The sequence below is a fragment of the Collinsella sp. HCP28S3_B9 genome (genome assembly GCF_052066095.1).
Classification (GTDB): domain Bacteria; phylum Actinomycetota; class Coriobacteriia; order Coriobacteriales; family Coriobacteriaceae; genus Collinsella.
On the sequence record NZ_JBQHST010000026.1, the window covers coordinates 18,504 to 35,382 of the forward strand.

The window sequence follows — 16,879 nt, forward strand, 5'->3', positions numbered from 1 at the left end:
TATGACCGCAGGTCAAAACCGCATACCCGTGAATCTTGACTATGCCGCCTCGACGCCCATGCGCGCCGAGGCGCTCCTTGCGCAGCGCGAGTACGACGAAAGCGAGCTTGCAGGCGTCAACCCCAACTCGCTGCACTCGCTCGGCCGCAAGGCTGCCGCACGTCTGGAGGTTGCACGCCGCGAGATCGCCCGCAGCTTTGGCGCGCGCGTTCGCCCGTCCGAGATCATCCTTACCAACGGCGGTACCGAGGCCAACCAGCTGGCGCTCCTCGGACTTGCCGAGGGTGCTCGTCAGCGCGATCGAAAGCGCGAGCGCGTGATCGTGTCTGCGATCGAGCATGATTCGATCCTGGACAACCTACCGCTGCTGCGAGCCGCGGGCTTTACCGTCGACCTGGTGCAGCCCTGCCGTGCGGGCTACATCGAGCCTGCCGAGCTGAGCGACTTGTTGGGCGACGACGTCGCGCTCGTGAGCATCATGGCCGCCAACAACGAGACCGGTGTGGTGCAGCCCATCCGCGAGCTTGCCGCGGCTGCGCACACCGCGGGTGCCCTGTTCCATACCGATGCCATCCAGGGCTATCTGCATATTCCGCTCGATGTGACCGAGCTGGGCGTCGATGCTATGACCGTTGCAGCACACAAGATTGGCGGCCCCGTAGCCTCCGGCGCGTTATACCTAAAAAGCCGCACGCCGCTGCGCCCCCGCATTTTTGGCGGAGGACAGGAAGCCGGACGTCGTGCCGGCACGCAGGACCTGCGCACGCAGCTGGCCTTTGCCTCTGCTGCCTCGTCTCTGGCGCCCCATGTGGCTCAGGAGCGCGAGAAGCTGCAAGCCCTTTCCGACAAGCTCTACGCCACGCTTACGGCCCTTCCACGCATCCACGCCACCATGGGCGACTACACGCAGGCCGACCGTCTGCCCGGCATGGTATCGATCTATATTGACGGCATGGACTCCGAGGAGCTCATCATCAAGCTCGACGCCGCCGGCTTTGAGGTTTCGGCCGGATCGGCTTGCTCGAGCGGCAGCATGGATCCGAGCCACGTGCTCAGCGCCATGGGCATTGGTCGCGAGCAGGCGCTGGGCGCACTGCGCATCTCCTTCGATGACCGCGTGAATCCGAGCGATCTGGACGACTTTGCCCAGACGCTGCTCTCGATCGTAGGTGCCGCATGATCGTCGCCGAGCTCGAGCGTGCCCTGCTGGCACGCTATCCCAAGACGGACGCCGAGCCCTGGGACCACGTAGGCTTATCCGTTGGCGACCCCGACGACGAGATTCGCGGCGTTGCCTGCGCGCTTGACGCCACCAGGGACAACGTGCAGCGCGCCTTGGAAGCCGGAGCCAACGTGTTACTCACGCATCATCCCGTCTACATCAAGGCGCCCGAGTCGTTTTGCCCGCCCAGCGCAACGCGCCCCCAAAGCAGCGCGGCGCTCTACGAGGCGGCCCGCTGCGGGGTGAGCATTATCTCGCTCCACACCAACCTGGACCGCTCGCACGAGGCTCGTGCCTGTCTATGCAAGCTGCTGAACGCCGTGCCCGATAGCTCGCTGGAGCACGTGGACGACCCCGAGTCGACCGGCCTGGGCGCGCTTGCAACACTCAACGACCCGTGCACGCTGCGCGATCTTGCCGCCCGTGCTGCCACGACCTTTGGCAGCGACCCACGCGTATGGGGCGATGCCGAGCGCCCGTGCCGCACCGTCGCCATTCTGGGCGGCTCCCTCGGCGACTTTGGCGAGCTTGCCATCGCCGCCGGTGCGGATGTCATCGTGACGGGCGAGGCGGGCTATCACGTGGCGCAAGACCTTGCCTTGCGCGGGCTGAGCGTGATCTTGCTCGGCCACGGTCGCTCCGAAGAGCCGTTCGTGGATATCTTGATGAACTCTGCGGTTGACGCCGGGGTCGACCCCCGTCATGCGATTAAAATACTGAACCCTTGCCAATGGTGGACTGTGACAAAAGGAGAGAACTTATGAGCGCCGGCGCTACGCTACTCAAGCTGCAACAGATCGATTTGGAGCTCGCCCGCAACAAGAGCGAACTTGCCAATATGCCGGAGCTCAAGGAGCTCGCCTCCAAGCGCAAAACCTATGTAAAGCTTAAGTCCGAAATGACCAAGCTCTATGCTCAGCGCAAGGACCTCGACATTGAGCTGGACGATCTCAACACCACCGAGATCCAGACCAACAACGCCATCGAGGCCGCCAAGAAACGCCACTTCGACGGCTCTGACTACCGCGAGGTCCAGGATCTGGAAAACGAGCTCGCCACCCTGGCCAAGCGCCTGGACAAGATTGAGCACACCCGCAAGGATGTCGTTGTCGCCCACAAGGAGGCGCTCGACCGTGAGGCTCGCGCGCAGGCCATCATCGCCAAATTCGAGGAGGGCGTGAAGGCTGACACCAAGGCCGCCCGTGCCAAGGCCGCCGACCTGCAGGCCCAGATTGATGCCGCCACCAAGGAGCGCACCGCGCTTGCCGCCACGCTGCCGACCGACGTGCTCACCGACTACGAGCGTCTGCTCAAGCAGTTCCGCGGCCTGGCCGTCGAGACCATTAAGGGCAACATCCCCACGGTCTGCCACACCGCGCTGCAGGCGTCGTCCATGAGCGACCTCAACCACGACGGTAGTGAGATTACGCACTGCCCGTACTGCCACCGCCTGCTCGTGCTCCCCAACAAGGAAGCCTAACAATGACGACGGCACCCGACAATTCAATTCAACTTGAGGGAAAAACGATCCTGTTGGGCATTACCGGCGGGATCGCCGCCTATAAGTCGTGCAATATCGTGCGCCTGCTGCAAAAACGCGGCGCCCGCGTCAAGGTCGTTATGAGCGAGCATGCCACGGAGTTTGTGGGTCCGCTCACCTTTCGCGCGCTCACGGGCGAGCCGGTCGCTGTGGGTCTGTTCGACGACCCCTCCGACCCCATCCACCATATCTCGCTGGCGCAGGAGCCCGACTTGGTGGTCGTGGCGCCCGCCACGGCCAATATCATCGCCAAGATGGCCAACGGCATCGCCGATGACCTCATCTCCACTACGCTGCTTGCCACGCCGCGTCCTATCGTGGTCGCGCCGGCCATGAACAATGGCATGTGGAAGGCGCCGGCCACGCAGGCCAACATGACCACGCTGCGCGAGCGCGGTGTCCACGTTGTGGGTCCGGGTAGCGGCTACCTTGCCTGCGGCGATGTGGACACGGGACGCATGAGCGAGCCCGAGGACATCGTCGAGGCCGTCTGCAAGCTGCTCGACCCCGCTCCTCAGGACCTTGTGGGCAATCGCATCGTGATCACCGCCGGCCCCACGCACGAGCCGATCGACCCCGTGCGCTTCATTGGCAACCGTTCATCGGGCAAGATGGGTATCGCCCTGGCGGGGGAGGCCGCGCGCCGCGGTGCCGCCGTCACGCTCGTGCTGGGACCGACATCGCTCGACGTTCCCCGCGGTGTAGCGTGCGTGCGCGTACAAACCGCCGCGGAAATGCACCAGGCTGCGCTGAGCGCCTTCCAGACGGCCGACGCGGCCATTTGTGCCGCCGCCGTCGCCGACTACACGCCTGCGGCCCCGGCGAACCATAAACTCAAAAAGGCCAACGAGCGCCTGGATCGAATTGAGCTCGTCGAGACCGTTGACATCCTGGCCGAACTCTCACGCCAAAAGGGCGATCGCCGTGTGATCGGCTTTGCGGCCGAGACCGATAACGTCGTGGAGTACGCGCAGCGCAAACTCGTGCGCAAGGGTTGCGATGCCATTATCGCCAACGATGTCTCGCGCGCCGATTCGGGCTTTGGGACCGATACCAACAAGGCCTGGATAGTGAGTACAGCGGGCACGCAAGAACTTCCCGTACTAACAAAACCCCAGCTCGCAGATACAATTTTAGACTTGCTTCAAAATTTGTAAAAAAGTTCTTGCACAAGGACAAAGTTTCGGGTTACTATACTCCCTGTTGCGAGCGAGAGCAGAGCAACAAACAAATGCTTCGGGACGTGGCGCAGCTTGGTAGCGCACTTGACTGGGGGTCAAGGGGTCGCTGGTTCGAATCCAGTCGTCCCGACCAGAAGTTTGCAGGTCAGGCACCTAGTGCCTGACCTTTTTTTATCAGGAATCATCAGGGAATCACCGGAGAATCACCGGCTGTTTTTTAGCCAATAAAGACACGCCCTTCTACCTGCACTTTTGTAGAATCTCGGTTTTAATGGATCCCCCCTTCACTTTCTTTCCATATTTGTTGAATTCACTGATTCGTTTTGATTCCACATTTGTAGTCTATCTAGCCTAAATTTTTCTACATACGCGAAAATCACCTACCTGTGCCTAGCTACTGCGGCTACTTGTGCCGTGCGCCTACGGCAAGACCCCTCGAGACGGCGCGACGCGGGTTGACAGTTCGGATGATTTGCGGTATCCGTCATGCCCATACGGCCGCGGCCCGCGCCCTATGCTACCAAAACCGAGCCAGAACCGAGAATACGGGGCGTTTGGCAAGGGTCGCCGGATTGTGCACACCCGACCCGGATATGGCCTTTCAAATTGCCTCTGACGGGCCGGGGTGGGGGATTGCGATCGATTCCACACGGCGAGGCACCGTCATTGCGGTTCATAGCTCGTCAGCTGCACCTCCACCACGGGGTCGGCGCTTTCCGTTGACGATATAGACATGATCGGCATAGTACACGTGGCAATCCGACCAGAGCGAGTCGAAGAGTCCGTTGCTTCGATAGCCGTCTTTCAGGCCGGCGATCTCGCGCCAGTGCTTCGTCCAGAAGAAGTCTCCTGATATCACGAGCGCATTTCTCCATTAGCCTCCCGTCGAGAATGGCATCCCGCGCACGACGATGAGTTTCAGCCCCAATATCCTACGGGGAGTCCGGGGAATCGGCGGCAACTTTGAAGGCTTCTTTATATGGCAAGAGGGGCAGGGCTGAGGGCTTGAGGATCGGGGCTTGGGACTAGAAGGGGGCTCGGAAGTCGCGGGTCAGGATTCGAACATCGACCCACGCGCTTGGCGATTCTTACCAGTTCAGACGGCTTGCAGGCTATTCGCGCTGCGGGAGAGACTCGCACCACTGCAGCAATGCGCTCAACATAGCGGGCTTGTCTTGCACGAACTGTTCACGCCTCACACCGCGGCGCGGCTCAAAGCGAATGACGTAACCCCTGTTGTCCAGGTACACGTCATAGCTTTCGGGGGCGCCGGGCAGGTTCAGCGCTACATGGCGCGTGCTGCGAATGCGTTGCGGCGCTTCCATAAGAGACTCGTTGGGCAGCTGACCGCCGCATATCTCTTCTAGTGCGCGGAAGCGGCGTCCGAAGCTCAGGTAACCGTGGCAACCGCTGTCTGCATGCCCGGCACAGCAGAACTGCGTTTTATAACCCTTATCGTTCAGTATGCGCACATGGGGCTGCAGCTCGTGGTCGATCGCTACCAGGTGATCAGGGCGCTTGCCGCATTCGCATTCGCCCAAGGGCTTAAAGCACTTCGGGCACACGAACAGCATGCACTTCATGGTTTGCTCGGGCGTGAGCTCCCTGATTCCCAGGGCTGCGATTTCTGCCGCAGGGGCTTCGGGCTGCACGCAGGGGCAGCCGCTTGCGCGCAGAATGGCGTCGATGCGAGCCACGGTGGCGCGCTCCATTTTCAGGGCGATGGCTTCGTCGCGCATCGCGCCAAACGCTTCGATGTCTTTCGTAACTGCAGAAAGCGGGGTTCGCCGAGAGATGTACACGAATGCGTTCTTTTCCCTCGCAGCGGGTTCGCCCTCAATCTTCACCGTGACGCCGGCTTTTGCATAGGTGCCGTACTGCACGCCATTCGCTTTGTCCAGCGTCTGGACCTCGCCCCGCGTGAGACCATGCCACAGCACGCCTTCCACAAACGATCCTTCCATGCGCATGATGGTGGGACGGCCCTTCGCGTCGCACGCCAGCGTGTAGCCATAGAGCTTCGCCTTGGTTGCATAAACATGGTGACCGCCCTCGAGCTTTTTGGCAATGCGGTCATGGCTGATGTCAAAGCCATATGCGAAGTACGGGGTTTCCGCATACTCGCGGGTGTCGGCGGAGTGTTCGCGCGCGCTGAACACCGGGACAGAGGGACGATTAAAGTTGTGCACGTCAAACTCAGGCAGGCTGTTGCACCAGCCGAGCAGGGTGCGCAGCAGGGCCTTGCGCTGCTTTTCGAACTCATCCAGCGTAAGGGAGTAACTAAGGTCTGCCTGCAGCGCAGGGTCGCTGCTGCGCACTGCGCGGAACCCTTCGGGGACGTCAATCTTGTAACCGAACTCGCCTGGAATCTTGATTGCCAAGTAGATGCGGTGAGACCCGCAGAAGGTGGCCTCACTCGCTTCCATCACCTGGTAGCGCTTAGAGCGCAGGATGCGTCCATGCTGCTGAAGGCCACGGGGGAAACGGCGTGCGTAGTAACCGGTGTAACGGCATGTGCAATCGGCGATCTGGTGACCTTCACCGCACACGAAGTCGGCGTATTCGCGTGCAGCGGGGAGGTCGATCTTGGCTGCGCCATACGCCGCCGACTCTTCTTGCGCGCGCAAGCGGTCCAGGCTGTCGGCGCGCATGTCGGACATCTGCGCCAAGGTTGCCTCATCAAGCTGCATCACGCGGCCGGCTTCGACCACGCGGTCGATGTAATCGTACTTTTCGGTGTACTTGCGCAGCGGGGTGCGCTCAGAGATGTAGACCATCGCCTCAAGGGTTGCGGGAACCACATCGCCTTCGCGCCCGACGGTCACGGTTTCCTTGCGGTAGCAACCAGATGCAACGCCTTCGTAGCGGTCGAGAGACGCCACGTGAGAGCTATCGAGCGCCCACAGCGCGCCTTGCACATGCGACCCCTCGCGCTTGGTGATGGTGAGGTATCCGGCGGTATCGAACGCCAGCTCATAGCCGTTCAGGGTCGCTTTGCCCAGCAGCACCGCGCCGGGGCAGCGGGTTTCAACTTGATGGATGTCAAGGTTGCTACCGTACGCGAAGTTGATGGTCGAGGGTGCAGTCTCGGGGTGACGGGCTGAGGCGTTGTTGCGCTTCTCGTTGTACTTCATGGTTCATGCCTTTCGGTGTTGCGATGGGCTTCGGTCGCTCGAGCTGATTGCAGCATACAGTCTGAAGCCGAAAAGGCGTGAAAACCTGAGGTTGACATTTTAAGAAATAGAACGAAAAGGACGGCCATGCACGAAATCGCGCAGGCAGAAAGTGCTGTTCGAGGCGCATCCTGCGAAAGGATACCCGTTCAGAAGGGTTGTTGCCAGTTTTTATCGATTCGATTTTTTACGAGCGCACGAAGAGGTTGCGTTTAGAAAAACGCAAGGGCGGCTGTTTCGCCTGTAAGCAAACATGAAATCGGCCGCAGCGGTACCGCCTGGGAGGGCGGACGAGGGACTTGGCCGCAACCTAATCCCCGGGTGCGGCTGCTACGCTCACTACTTGAGAATCGTCGACCGCCCAGTATCTGCCATCCAAAAGTTTAAACACGATATAGCTGCCGTCTTTGCTTATTTCGGCGGCGTTTACGCATTTCTGAAGATCGGCGTGGCGCGCGTAGCGGCCGTCGAGCTTATCTCCATTTACAAGCACGACTTCAAGATTGAGACCCATCTTCTCATACATAACGATACGATCCGAATCGTCCACGCCCTTGCTTGAGTCGAAGTCGGGCCTTTGCCCACCGCGGCGAATCCCTCGTTCAGTCAATGCCCTGTCGATCCCGCCCTTTGCGTAGTCGCTCAGCTGGGAATAGATTCTGCCAGCGAGATCATCGGCCAAGACGCGCTCTGGGTCCCCGCCTGACCGTTCCGCTCGAAACTCGCCTAATGCCGACAGCATCAGGTACACCTCATGCAATCGCAGCGGCAGGAAGATCGGGTGGGCCGTCGACTTCAGGCCGCCGCGGCTTGTCGGCTCGGCCTTGATGTAGGAGTCGCCAAAACGCACGCCGCCTGCCAGGGCGCTCAGGCGTTTTTGCACCGCCGTGCGCGAGCAGCCCAGGTACGCGGCGATCGCTTGCTGGGTCATTCCCTTATGCGCCGCTTTGAGCAGCATGAGATTTGCCTCGTCCGTGCCTATGAACGATTTGTCCAAGTTGTAGTGGCGCTTTTTTGGGGCGCCGCCAATCTCGTTGCCCTTTTCGAACAGCTCGTGCACGCTCAGGAACAATTCATGGCGGCCGTTGCTTTGGGGGCCTTCCTCTGAGTTGGCATAATCTGCCAGCGCCTTGCAAAACGAGCGATAGTTTTCGTCGGTGACGAAAGTGGGCCACTGCATGTTGTGAAAGCGTGTGCCTTCACGTGTGTCGGCGAATTTCGAATACGCAGACTCAGGATCGCAACCGACCCTTTCCGCAATTTCCGCAACTCTCATGCCAATCCCTTCCGCAACCCAATCACACGCACGAAAAACCTATCAAGCCAGAAGATTGATGTGGCAAAAAAGAAGAAGAGGCATTACACCCCTCCTTCTGGACAGCCTGCACCCCGGTTCCCTGCCTGCCAGTTCGCCCCCCGAAACCCTCGGGGCGCTGTGGGGTCGAACCCCTCCGCATGGAAAATTCTATCGCGGCCATGCCCGCTATGCGTGTCACGCACACCACGCCAAACGTCAGGTTTACCAGCCGGGACTGAGCCCTCTTTCGAGAGCAGGGTTATATTAGCATCTACAAACTCGAAAAACCCTGCCGCATTTGAGGAGTACCAAGAAAACGGTCTACACCTTGAATATCAACCTCATCCGAACACCTCCCGCATTCACACGAACATGTACGGATGAATGCGGGAATCCGATACCCTGTGGGCCGGATCGGCCGGCCCACTGGGCACAAGCGGGACACGGTCCAGAGGATGCCGGGGCGCGGGGTCCCGTGCAGGGAGATCGCGGGGGAGCCGGGCAGGTCGCCCTAGACGGTGAGCGCCGAGGTGCCGTCGCGCCCACCCATGAAAAGAGGGTTTCTTTGCGGGCGCCGCATACGCACGCCCCCGCAAAGAAACCCTCGCACTCGCATCTCTACCTGCGAACCCGCACGCGCCCTCGCGCACGCGCCGCGGCAGCTGCTAGTCGCGGTAGAACGAGCCCATGTAGCGGATGTACTCGTCCTCGGTGTGGTTGGCCTTCCAGTCGTGGACGGAGTCCTTGTTGCGCTGGCCGGCGATGACGGAGAGCTCCTTACCCAGCTTCTCAAAGGCCTCGTCGACGCACTCCTCGGGGGTGAGGGCGATCTTCATGACGGCCTCGCCCTGCGGGCCGCCGGGGAGGTTGGACAGCAGGCTGGGGGTTAGGGTGGTGCCGAGGGTGATGACCTCGACGTCGACACCGGTGCCCTCGCACTCGCAGGCCACGGCCTCGGTCATCTTGAGGATGAAGGCCTTGCCCGCGCCGTACTGGCCGTTCCAGGGGCTGGAGCTGATGCCGGTCATCGACGAGACGTTGATCACGGCGCCGCGGTCCTGGGCGGCAAAGATCCGCATGTAGTGGTGGAAGCACTTGAGGAAGGTCACGACGTTGACGTTGATCATGGCCTCGTGCTTCTCCCAGGGAGTGTCCTGGATCTTGCCGAAGCTGTGCAGGCAGGCCACGTAGCTCATGAAGCCCATGTCCAGGCCCTCGGTCGCGGCGAAGACGGTCTCGGCAGCGTCGGGCTGGCTAAAGTCGGCGCGCACGACCTTGGTCTCCACGCCGTAGGTCTCACGGATCTCGCCGGCGAGCACGTTCAGCTTCTCCTCGCGACGGCCGACCATGACGACATTCATGCCGCCGGCGGCGATCTTCTCGCAGAACGCCTTGCCGACGCCCTCGGTCGCGCCCAGGATCAGGCCCCACTCACCGTACTTTTCCCTCAGGTTCATACTGCATCCTCTCTCTCGATGCCCATGCGGGCACCTCTCCTTTAGCGTGCGGCCGCTCAGCCGCATACGGTGCGCCATTATGCGCTGAACAAGAGGGGAGTGCGTTCACGACTTTGCGAACGAACCCGAAACAACGATGAACGGTGTCGGTCTATCACCACAATGAAACCCTTGCAGTATCAAGAGGGGAGGTGCTGGCGGGTGGAACCAAAAGGTGAACGCCGCCCTGGCGTGAGCGGCGTTCGATGTGGTTTTACCCGCCTTGGTAGCTATTCACCAGGAGGGCATTGCGACCTCCGGTCGCCTTTGCTGTATCCCCTTGTGTGCCCATGTACAAAGGGATGCATCGCTATTCTGCGCCGGTGCTCGACGTCACCGCTTCGGTAGGCTCGGCAAATACGTTTCTCGCAATGTTCATGGTCGGCGTGATGCTCGATGTGCACATCGATACCGAAGACCTGGGACCTCATGCGCCTCATCGACTACGTTGCGGCGCGCGGCGCGTGGAGTCTGCGCGAACTCGGCTGCGTCGGCTTTTCCGGCGGTGCCATGCAGACGCTCTGCCTCGCTGCGCTCGACGAGCGCGTGCGCTGGGCGCTCATCAGCGGCTACCTCTACGGCGTGCGCGACGCGCTGCTCACTCTCAACAATAACTGTAGCTGCAACTACCAACATAGCCCTCGCGGCTACTTCCTGTGAGAGTTTTTTGTTAAAGCAACGGCGCGAGAGTCCTCGTGGCACCCAGCAGCGTCCTCCACATGTCTGGACTCTCTATGCTTACGCTGGATAGACATCGCCAGAACGGGTATAGTATCGAGAGTTTTGTCGTTTACCAGCGGGGGAGTCCTGTGGGCATCAAAAAGAAGATCAAAAAGGAGCTTATCGGCACCTCCGATTACCCGTCGAATAAGATTTTCACGATCTCCAATTTCATTACCTTCACGCGCCTGATCCTCACGCTGGTCTTCCTGTACCTGTTTGTGACGGACAACAACCGTGTCGTCGCCATTGTCATCTATGCCATCGCGGCTTCCACCGACTGGATGGACGGTCAGATTGCCCGCATGACCAAAACGGTCTCGTGGCTCGGCAAGGTTATGGATCCCATCTGCGACCGTGCGCTGCTATTTACAGGCGTTTTAGGTCTCGTGGTTCGCGGCGAGCTTCCCATCTGGGTCTGCGTGCTCATCATTGGGCGCGATATCTACCTGGGCATCGGCACGCTCATCGTGCGCCACTACCACCGCCGCCCCATCGACGTAGTGTTTCCCGGCAAGATTGCCACGGCGCTGCTCATGACCGGCTTCTCGCTCATGCTGCTGGGCTTTCCCACCGTGGACGGTTGGCATCTGCTGCCTGCCACGTTCACGGCCTTCCCGGGCCTCAACGGCAGCTCGGTACCGCTCGGCATCTTCTTTGTGTATGGCGGCGTCATCTTTTCCATGCTCACCGCTGTCATCTATTCCATTAAGGGTGGAGCGGCCATTAAACAGGCTGTTGCGCATCCAGAGGACGAAGACGTCGACTTTCTTAACCCCGAAATCGAAGACTAAGCCATTGGGGTATTATTACGTACAGTTCATTCTTTGCGGCATGTCCGCGTTAAGTTAGGGGTTGTCATGGACAACATGGTTAACAATATGCCTCAAAACGATAAGACTGCCGACGCAACCTGCGTCTTCCGTGTGCCTTCGAGCGACGTTACCGTTCCCGATCTTATGGCGAACGTTCGCATCACTGCCCCCGTTCTGTCTATTGTCAAAGGACCGCAGACCGGTGCTGCCTTTGAACTCGAGGATGATGTGACCACCATTGGCCGCGATCCGGCAAACGGCATTTTCCTCAATGACATGACCGTATCGCGTAGCCACGCACGCATTATTCGCGAGGGTCTGGCTGCTCGCATCGAGGACTTAGGCTCGCTCAACGGCACGTGGGTTGACGGCGCAATCGTCAATGCCGCCCCGCTGCACGACGGATCTTCCGTCCAGATCGGTACGTTCACGCTCATCTACCACGAGAGCACGCCGGAGCGCATCGAAACCGGTGAGTAGGGCATGGCCGAACGCAACTATCTGAGTATCGGCCAGGTCGTCAATTTACTTCGAGGCGCATACCCCGATCTTTCGAACTCAAAAATTAGATTTCTAGAAGATGAGGGGCTCATCACCCCTCATCGTACGCCTAAGGGGTATCGCCAATACTCCAAGGAGGACGTTGACCGTCTAGAGGTCATTCTGCACCTGCAGAAGACTCGCTACATGCCGCTCAACGTGATCAAGCAACGACTGGAAAACGCCACAGATCTCTCCACGCTTGCCTACGAGGTGGGTCTGCTGTCCGATGTTCCGCTCAAGACGGAACCAAAGGAAACCAAGCAGAAACTGCACCCCATCGAGACCATTCCGGATATGTTGGGCGTCGAGATCTCGTTTATTCGCTCCTTGGCCGAAAACGACCTTATTCGCATTATCAAGAGTCCGCAGAACCGCGAGCTCGTCGACGGGCGCGATTTTCCGATTATCCGCTACTGTTCTGAACTGTCACGCTTTCATATCGAGCCGCGAAACCTTCGTCAGTACGTATCATCCGCCAACCGCGAGTCTTCGATGTTCGAGCAAGTGCTCGTGAGTATGCTTGGCATGGACACCTCCGATGACGAACGCGACGCCAAGCTCGAACGCGCGTTTAAGAAGTTACATGACCTCACCGAGGGCGTGCATACCGCGCTGCTCAAGAACCGCGTATTTGAGTCACTCAACGCCGTAGTCGAGGACGCCGATATCGATGCCCTCGATGAGGAAATCGCACGCTCCGAATCAACCAAAGCCAAAAGCGAAGAGGCATCTGCCTCCGAGGTCCCCGTGCGCGAGGAATCCCTCGTGCAGCCGCTTAAGGTTGTCGCCCCCTCGCACACCGGCACCGCCAGCGCGGACAAATAAACGCTTCTACAAACCAGCCTCCCATGAAAGGTCACACCATGTACGACTTCGAATCTCACATCGTCGACATCCCCGACTATCCCGAGCCCGGAGTCGTCTTTAAGGACATCACGCCGCTCTTTAGCAATCCCGAAGCACTGAAAGCCATGGTCGACGCGCTAGCGGAGCATTTCTCCGGCATGGGCATCACTAAGGTTGTAGGACCCGAGGCTCGCGGTTTTATGGTAGGCGTGCCTGTTGCCGTGGCACTCGGCGCCGGCTTTGTTCCCGCACGTAAACCGGGAAAACTGCCACGTAAGACCGTTAGCCAGGAATACGAGCTCGAATATGGAACCGATTCGATTGAGATTCACGTCGATGCCATCAGCTCTAAAGATACCGTGTTGATTCTGGACGACTTGGTCGCGACGGGCGGAACCGTCGAGGCAACAGGTAAACTGGTGCGAGATATGGGCGCAAAGCTCGTAGGTTATGGTTGTATCCTTGAGCTTGCGTTTCTTAAACCGCGCAAGAAGCTCACGCCTTCTAACGAGGACGTTGAGCTCTTTAGCCTGGTAACGGTGGACTAGCCGCTACCCTTAGATACTGGAAAGGAAGCTCCATGCGCACAGCAAACACGCACAAAAACATGGCACGCTGCGCTGCTACGGCAACCCTCGCTTGTGTTTTGGGCTTGGGCCTCGCGGCTCCTGCCTATGCCGATACCGCGTCCGATCTTGCCGCCGCTCGTACAAAACTCGAGCAGATCGGTACGCAAACCCAGCAAATTCATGAAGAACTCTCCGCACAGACGCAGGAGCTTGATCAGACTGCAGGCGAGATCACGCAAAAGCAGCAAGAGATTGCCGAGGGTCAGGCAAAGCTTTCGTCCTACGTTGCTGGTGAGTACAAGACCGGCGGTCTGAGTCTCCTTCAGGTTCTGACGGGCGTCGACGATCTGGGCGATATGCTCAACCGTTTGTTCTACTACGGCAAGGTTTCCGACAAGCAGGCCCAGACCATTCAGGAGGTCAAGGACCTTAAGCAGCAGCTCACCGATAAGCAGGCCGAGCAGGAGAAGAACGTCGCCGCGACGCAGAAGAAGGTCGACGAGCTCAACGCCCAGCAGGCTGAGGCCCAGAGTGTCGTGAACTCCCTGGATTCACAGCTGCAGGCCGAGCTTGCTGCCGAGGCCGAGGCGAACGCCGCGCTGCAGGCTGGCATAAATGCCAGCACTGCCGAAAAGGCCACGGTGAGCAACGACACCGCCGGTACGACCGAGAACACCAACAATGGTGGCGGTACGACCAACAACGGCGGCGGCAACACGCCTGCGCCCGCGCCCGCTCCTGCCCCCACGCCGCAGCCCTCGACGCCCGCCCCGGCACCGGCCCCTTCCGCGCCGAGCCAGTCCGTTGATGGCGGCAGCGTTGTCTCTCGCGCTTATAGCAAGCTTGGTTGCGCTTATTCCTGGGGCGGTATTGGCCCGAACAGCTTTGACTGCTCCGGCTTTGTAAGCTACTGCCTCACCGGTCGCTACTGCCGCCTGGGCACTACCGGCACCTTCATGGGTTGGCCCCGTGTTTCTGATCCTCAGCCGGGCGACGTCGTTGTTAACTCTTACCACACCGGCATCTACATTGGTAACGGCCAGATGATCCATGCTTCCGACTACAGCACGGGCGTTATCATCAGCTCCGTTGCCGCTGGCATGAACAACAATTATATTTTCGTTCGCTATTAAGTGTTTTTAACTCAGCTAACGAAAGTGGACCTCGTATCCTTTGGGAGCGAGGTCCATTGTTTTATCTCGACGCCCATTTTGTGTGTAAACTACAATCTAGTTTTGAATACTAGATATGCGCAGCATCTGTCGAAAAGATAGCTATAATTGTTGAGGAACAACTAGAAAGGACCCTCAATGAGCTGGGCACTCATCTCAGATTCGAGCTGCAATCTTCGCGATTGGCAACCAACCGCACCTCATGCCACCTTTGCATTTGCACCCCTTAAGATCAGAGTGGGGGAGCGTGAATTTGTCGACGATCTCTCGCTCGATGTTCACGAGCTTAATGTTGCCATTCAATCGGAATCCAGCGCATCATCGAGCTCCTGCCCAAGCGTAGGGGAGTGGGCTGAGCTCTTTAAGCTCGCCGACAAGACGATCTGCATGCCCATCTCCGAGGGCGTCTCGGGAAGCTACAATGCCGCGGCCACTGCGCGTGACATGGTGCTTGCCGAAGAGCCAAATCGTAAGATTTACCTGGTTAATTCGCGCGCAGCAGGCGGAAAGATGGACCTGATCTTCTTACTGTTTGACCGTTATCTAGCAAGTAAACCGGATGCCTCCTTTGAGGAAGCCTGCGCCTACTTCGATAGCTTGGAGCGGAACAGCAAGATCCTCTTTAGTTTATGCAATTACGAAAACCTTGCGAAGGCCGGACGTATCCCCAAGGCGGCCGGTGTTATTGCCAACAAGCTCAACATCCGCATTTTGGGCACGGCGAGCGAAGCGGGCGAAATTGAACTCGTTGGGCATACGCGTGGCGAAAAGAAGATGCTCACCAAGATTGTCGACACCATGGAGGCCGAGGGTTTCACGGGCGGCGAGGTCATCATCGATCACGTTGAGAACGAAGCTGGAGCCCAGGCGCTTGCCGACCGCATTGTGGAGCACTGGCCAGGCTCCAAGACTATCATCATGCCCTGCAACGGCCTTGATTCCTATTACGCCGAGATGCATGGTCTCATCATCGGCTACGGCATGGGCATGGCTTCGGGCCAATAAAGTTCAACCAAGCAAAAACGCGGGCGGGACAAAGTGACGGATGGCTCTTTTGCTGAGGTTAGATAGCGATACTTTTTACATCTACCATGTTGCGGCGGTCATGGTTGACAACTTGCGTCGGCTCCTGCTCGGTATCAACCTGTCCGACAAAGCTGTAATGGATTTCGATTTTCCGGGTGTTGGTTTCCCGGTCTAATTCATGTATCAAAATACGGTCGATAAACTCATGGACGTTTTCATAGGTCAATTCCTGTATGTCGCTGTATTTCCCGACAATCTGAATAAACCTTGATATATCCCTTTTTCGCTCGGTAACGGTTGCGATCTGCTGTTGTAACTCGTCTATCCTTGCGGCAAGGGATTTCTTTTCGTCCTCATAGCCGGAAGTTAGAAACACAAACCGTTCATCTGTCAGTCTGCCTAATGCGTTGTCCTCATACAGCTTGCGGAAAAGCGTGTCAAGTTCGGTCATACGCGCCTGTGCTTTGAAAAGTTCCTTTTGCTGCTGCGCTAATGCCTTTCTCGCTTCCATGTCGCCGTACTCGGTAGCTTTACAGATAAAGTCCTGTTCGTGTTCCTTAACATACCGCAAAACCGGTTGATTTCCGATCTCAGCCGAACACATTGAGCTGATGGCTCGCTCCCGCAGTTAACCGAACGCCCCCGCGGCCCCTCTCGGGCCCCGGGGGCGCCATTTTCCCAGTTGAAGGAATGGTGGAGATGTGTTTCGATGGGTCCGGTGGCCATGCTCCGCCCGCCGCCCGGCACCTCTTCCCAGACTCAGCCGGACGGTCGGTCCGTCTATTCCGTTTTTCTCCTAGGCTAGGCCAGCGGGGCATCGCCCCTCTCTGCGCGCGCCCTCTCGATGAGCCCCGGCGTCAGGTCGAGGTCGCCGAGCGGCACGTCCCCCACGCCGTAGGCGTCCAGCAGCGCCGCCGCGTCCTCCCCGAGCATCGCCCTGAAGGCGCGCGCGGGCGTCGCGAAGCCGAGCGCGCCGCGGGGCTCGGAGTTCACGTGCGACATGGCCAGCGCCAGGTCGGCCGGGACGAGCCGGTCGAACCTGATTCCGGCGCCCTTGGGCAGCAGCTTCCTGATCTCGACGTGGTGTTAGCGCTAATCTAAAATTGACCACTTTCGCAAACGCATCTCGCCGAATGCGCTAACGCGCTTTCGCCGACCCCGCTAACGTACTTTCACCAACTGCGCTAACGGAACTATGCTCCGATCGGGTATCCGACCCGGGAGGAGCGGGATATGGAGCGAAACGTAATGGGAGAGCTGAACGTCTACAGGGGGTCCG

The 16,879-nt window shown here is 59.1% G+C and carries 16 protein-coding genes and 1 tRNA gene; 12 read left to right on the forward strand and 5 right to left on the reverse strand.

Annotated elements, in window-relative coordinates:
• Nucleotide 1 precedes the first annotated feature (1 nt).
• The 5 genes from ACTNBB_RS07120 to ACTNBB_RS07140 all read left to right on the forward strand — a co-directional run bounded on the left by ACTNBB_RS07120 (nucleotide 2) and on the right by ACTNBB_RS07140 (nucleotide 4,076).
• On the forward strand, nucleotides 2-1,180 hold the full coding sequence (locus ACTNBB_RS07120) for a cysteine desulfurase family protein (RefSeq protein WP_441057528.1): 1,179 nt from the start codon (nucleotides 2-4) through the stop codon (nucleotides 1,178-1,180).
• Nucleotides 1,177-1,986 carry a Nif3-like dinuclear metal center hexameric protein gene (locus tag ACTNBB_RS07125; RefSeq protein ID WP_441057525.1) on the forward strand — a complete coding sequence of 270 codons (810 nt, stop codon included), beginning with the start codon at nucleotides 1,177-1,179 and terminating at the stop codon, nucleotides 1,984-1,986. The genes ACTNBB_RS07120 and ACTNBB_RS07125 overlap by 4 nt, the downstream gene beginning before the upstream one ends.
• Nucleotides 1,983-2,702, forward strand: coding sequence for a zinc ribbon domain-containing protein (locus ACTNBB_RS07130; protein ID WP_427726754.1), 720 nt, complete (start codon nucleotides 1,983-1,985; stop codon nucleotides 2,700-2,702). Before ACTNBB_RS07125 ends, ACTNBB_RS07130 begins: the two co-directional genes overlap by 4 nt.
• Nucleotides 2,703-2,704: 2 nt before the next feature.
• A complete protein-coding gene (gene coaBC, locus ACTNBB_RS07135) occupies nucleotides 2,705-3,919 on the forward strand; it encodes a bifunctional phosphopantothenoylcysteine decarboxylase/phosphopantothenate--cysteine ligase CoaBC (protein WP_441057522.1) in 1,215 nt (404 codons plus the stop codon).
• Nucleotides 3,920-3,999: 80 nt separating this feature from the next.
• Nucleotides 4,000-4,076, forward strand: a tRNA-Pro gene (locus ACTNBB_RS07140).
• Nucleotides 4,077-5,055: 979 nt separating this feature from the next.
• Here ACTNBB_RS07140 and ACTNBB_RS07145 read toward each other — a convergent pair.
• From ACTNBB_RS07145 to ACTNBB_RS07155, 3 genes are all read right to left on the reverse strand, one after another.
• Nucleotides 5,056-7,077: a gamma-glutamylcyclotransferase family protein gene (locus ACTNBB_RS07145; protein ID WP_441057519.1), complete on the reverse strand. Its 2,022-nt coding sequence runs from the start codon at nucleotides 7,075-7,077 to the stop codon at nucleotides 5,056-5,058.
• Between the two features lie 349 nt (nucleotides 7,078-7,426).
• Nucleotides 7,427-8,392 carry a hypothetical protein gene (locus ACTNBB_RS07150; RefSeq protein ID WP_441057516.1) on the reverse strand — a complete coding sequence of 322 codons (966 nt, stop codon included), beginning with the start codon at nucleotides 8,390-8,392 and terminating at the stop codon, nucleotides 7,427-7,429.
• 686 nt (nucleotides 8,393-9,078) lie between these two features.
• Nucleotides 9,079-9,870 carry a 7beta-hydroxysteroid dehydrogenase gene (locus tag ACTNBB_RS07155; RefSeq protein ID WP_154516391.1) on the reverse strand — a complete coding sequence of 264 codons (792 nt, stop codon included), beginning with the start codon at nucleotides 9,868-9,870 and terminating at the stop codon, nucleotides 9,079-9,081.
• A 435-nt stretch (nucleotides 9,871-10,305) separates the two neighbouring features.
• Between ACTNBB_RS07155 and ACTNBB_RS07160 the strand changes: the two genes are divergently transcribed.
• The 7 genes from ACTNBB_RS07160 to ACTNBB_RS07190 all read left to right on the forward strand — a co-directional run bounded on the left by ACTNBB_RS07160 (nucleotide 10,306) and on the right by ACTNBB_RS07190 (nucleotide 15,579).
• A complete protein-coding gene (locus ACTNBB_RS07160; protein WP_441038634.1) occupies nucleotides 10,306-10,569 on the forward strand; it encodes a hypothetical protein in 264 nt (87 codons plus the stop codon).
• A 149-nt stretch (nucleotides 10,570-10,718) separates the two neighbouring features.
• Entirely contained in the window at nucleotides 10,719-11,423 is a 705-nt protein-coding gene (locus ACTNBB_RS07165; RefSeq protein WP_427726787.1) for a CDP-alcohol phosphatidyltransferase family protein, read from the forward strand.
• Between the two features lie 66 nt (nucleotides 11,424-11,489).
• Nucleotides 11,490-11,924, forward strand: coding sequence for an FHA domain-containing protein (locus ACTNBB_RS07170; RefSeq protein ID WP_195838557.1), 435 nt, complete (start codon nucleotides 11,490-11,492; stop codon nucleotides 11,922-11,924).
• A gap of 3 nt (nucleotides 11,925-11,927) precedes the next feature.
• A complete protein-coding gene (gene ftsR, locus ACTNBB_RS07175) occupies nucleotides 11,928-12,812 on the forward strand; it encodes a transcriptional regulator FtsR (protein WP_441057513.1) in 885 nt (294 codons plus the stop codon).
• Nucleotides 12,813-12,850: 38 nt separating this feature from the next.
• Nucleotides 12,851-13,381 carry an adenine phosphoribosyltransferase gene (locus tag ACTNBB_RS07180; RefSeq protein ID WP_441057510.1) on the forward strand — a complete coding sequence of 177 codons (531 nt, stop codon included), beginning with the start codon at nucleotides 12,851-12,853 and terminating at the stop codon, nucleotides 13,379-13,381.
• Between the two features lie 32 nt (nucleotides 13,382-13,413).
• Entirely contained in the window at nucleotides 13,414-14,535 is a 1,122-nt protein-coding gene (locus ACTNBB_RS07185) for a coiled-coil domain-containing protein (protein WP_154516376.1), read from the forward strand.
• A 177-nt stretch (nucleotides 14,536-14,712) separates the two neighbouring features.
• A complete protein-coding gene (locus ACTNBB_RS07190) occupies nucleotides 14,713-15,579 on the forward strand; it encodes a DegV family protein (RefSeq protein WP_441057507.1) in 867 nt (288 codons plus the stop codon).
• Between the two features lie 58 nt (nucleotides 15,580-15,637).
• Here the strand turns inward: ACTNBB_RS07190 and ACTNBB_RS07195 are convergent, their stop codons facing one another.
• Nucleotides 15,638-16,204, reverse strand: a complete 567-nt coding sequence (locus ACTNBB_RS07195; RefSeq protein ID WP_441057504.1) for a DUF4368 domain-containing protein — start codon at nucleotides 16,202-16,204, stop codon at nucleotides 15,638-15,640.
• 197 nt (nucleotides 16,205-16,401) lie between these two features.
• Nucleotides 16,402-16,602 (reverse strand): hypothetical protein, encoded by a 201-nt coding sequence (locus tag ACTNBB_RS07200; protein WP_441057501.1) that lies wholly within the window; start codon nucleotides 16,600-16,602, stop codon nucleotides 16,402-16,404.
• Between the last annotated feature and the right edge of the window lie 277 nt (nucleotides 16,603-16,879).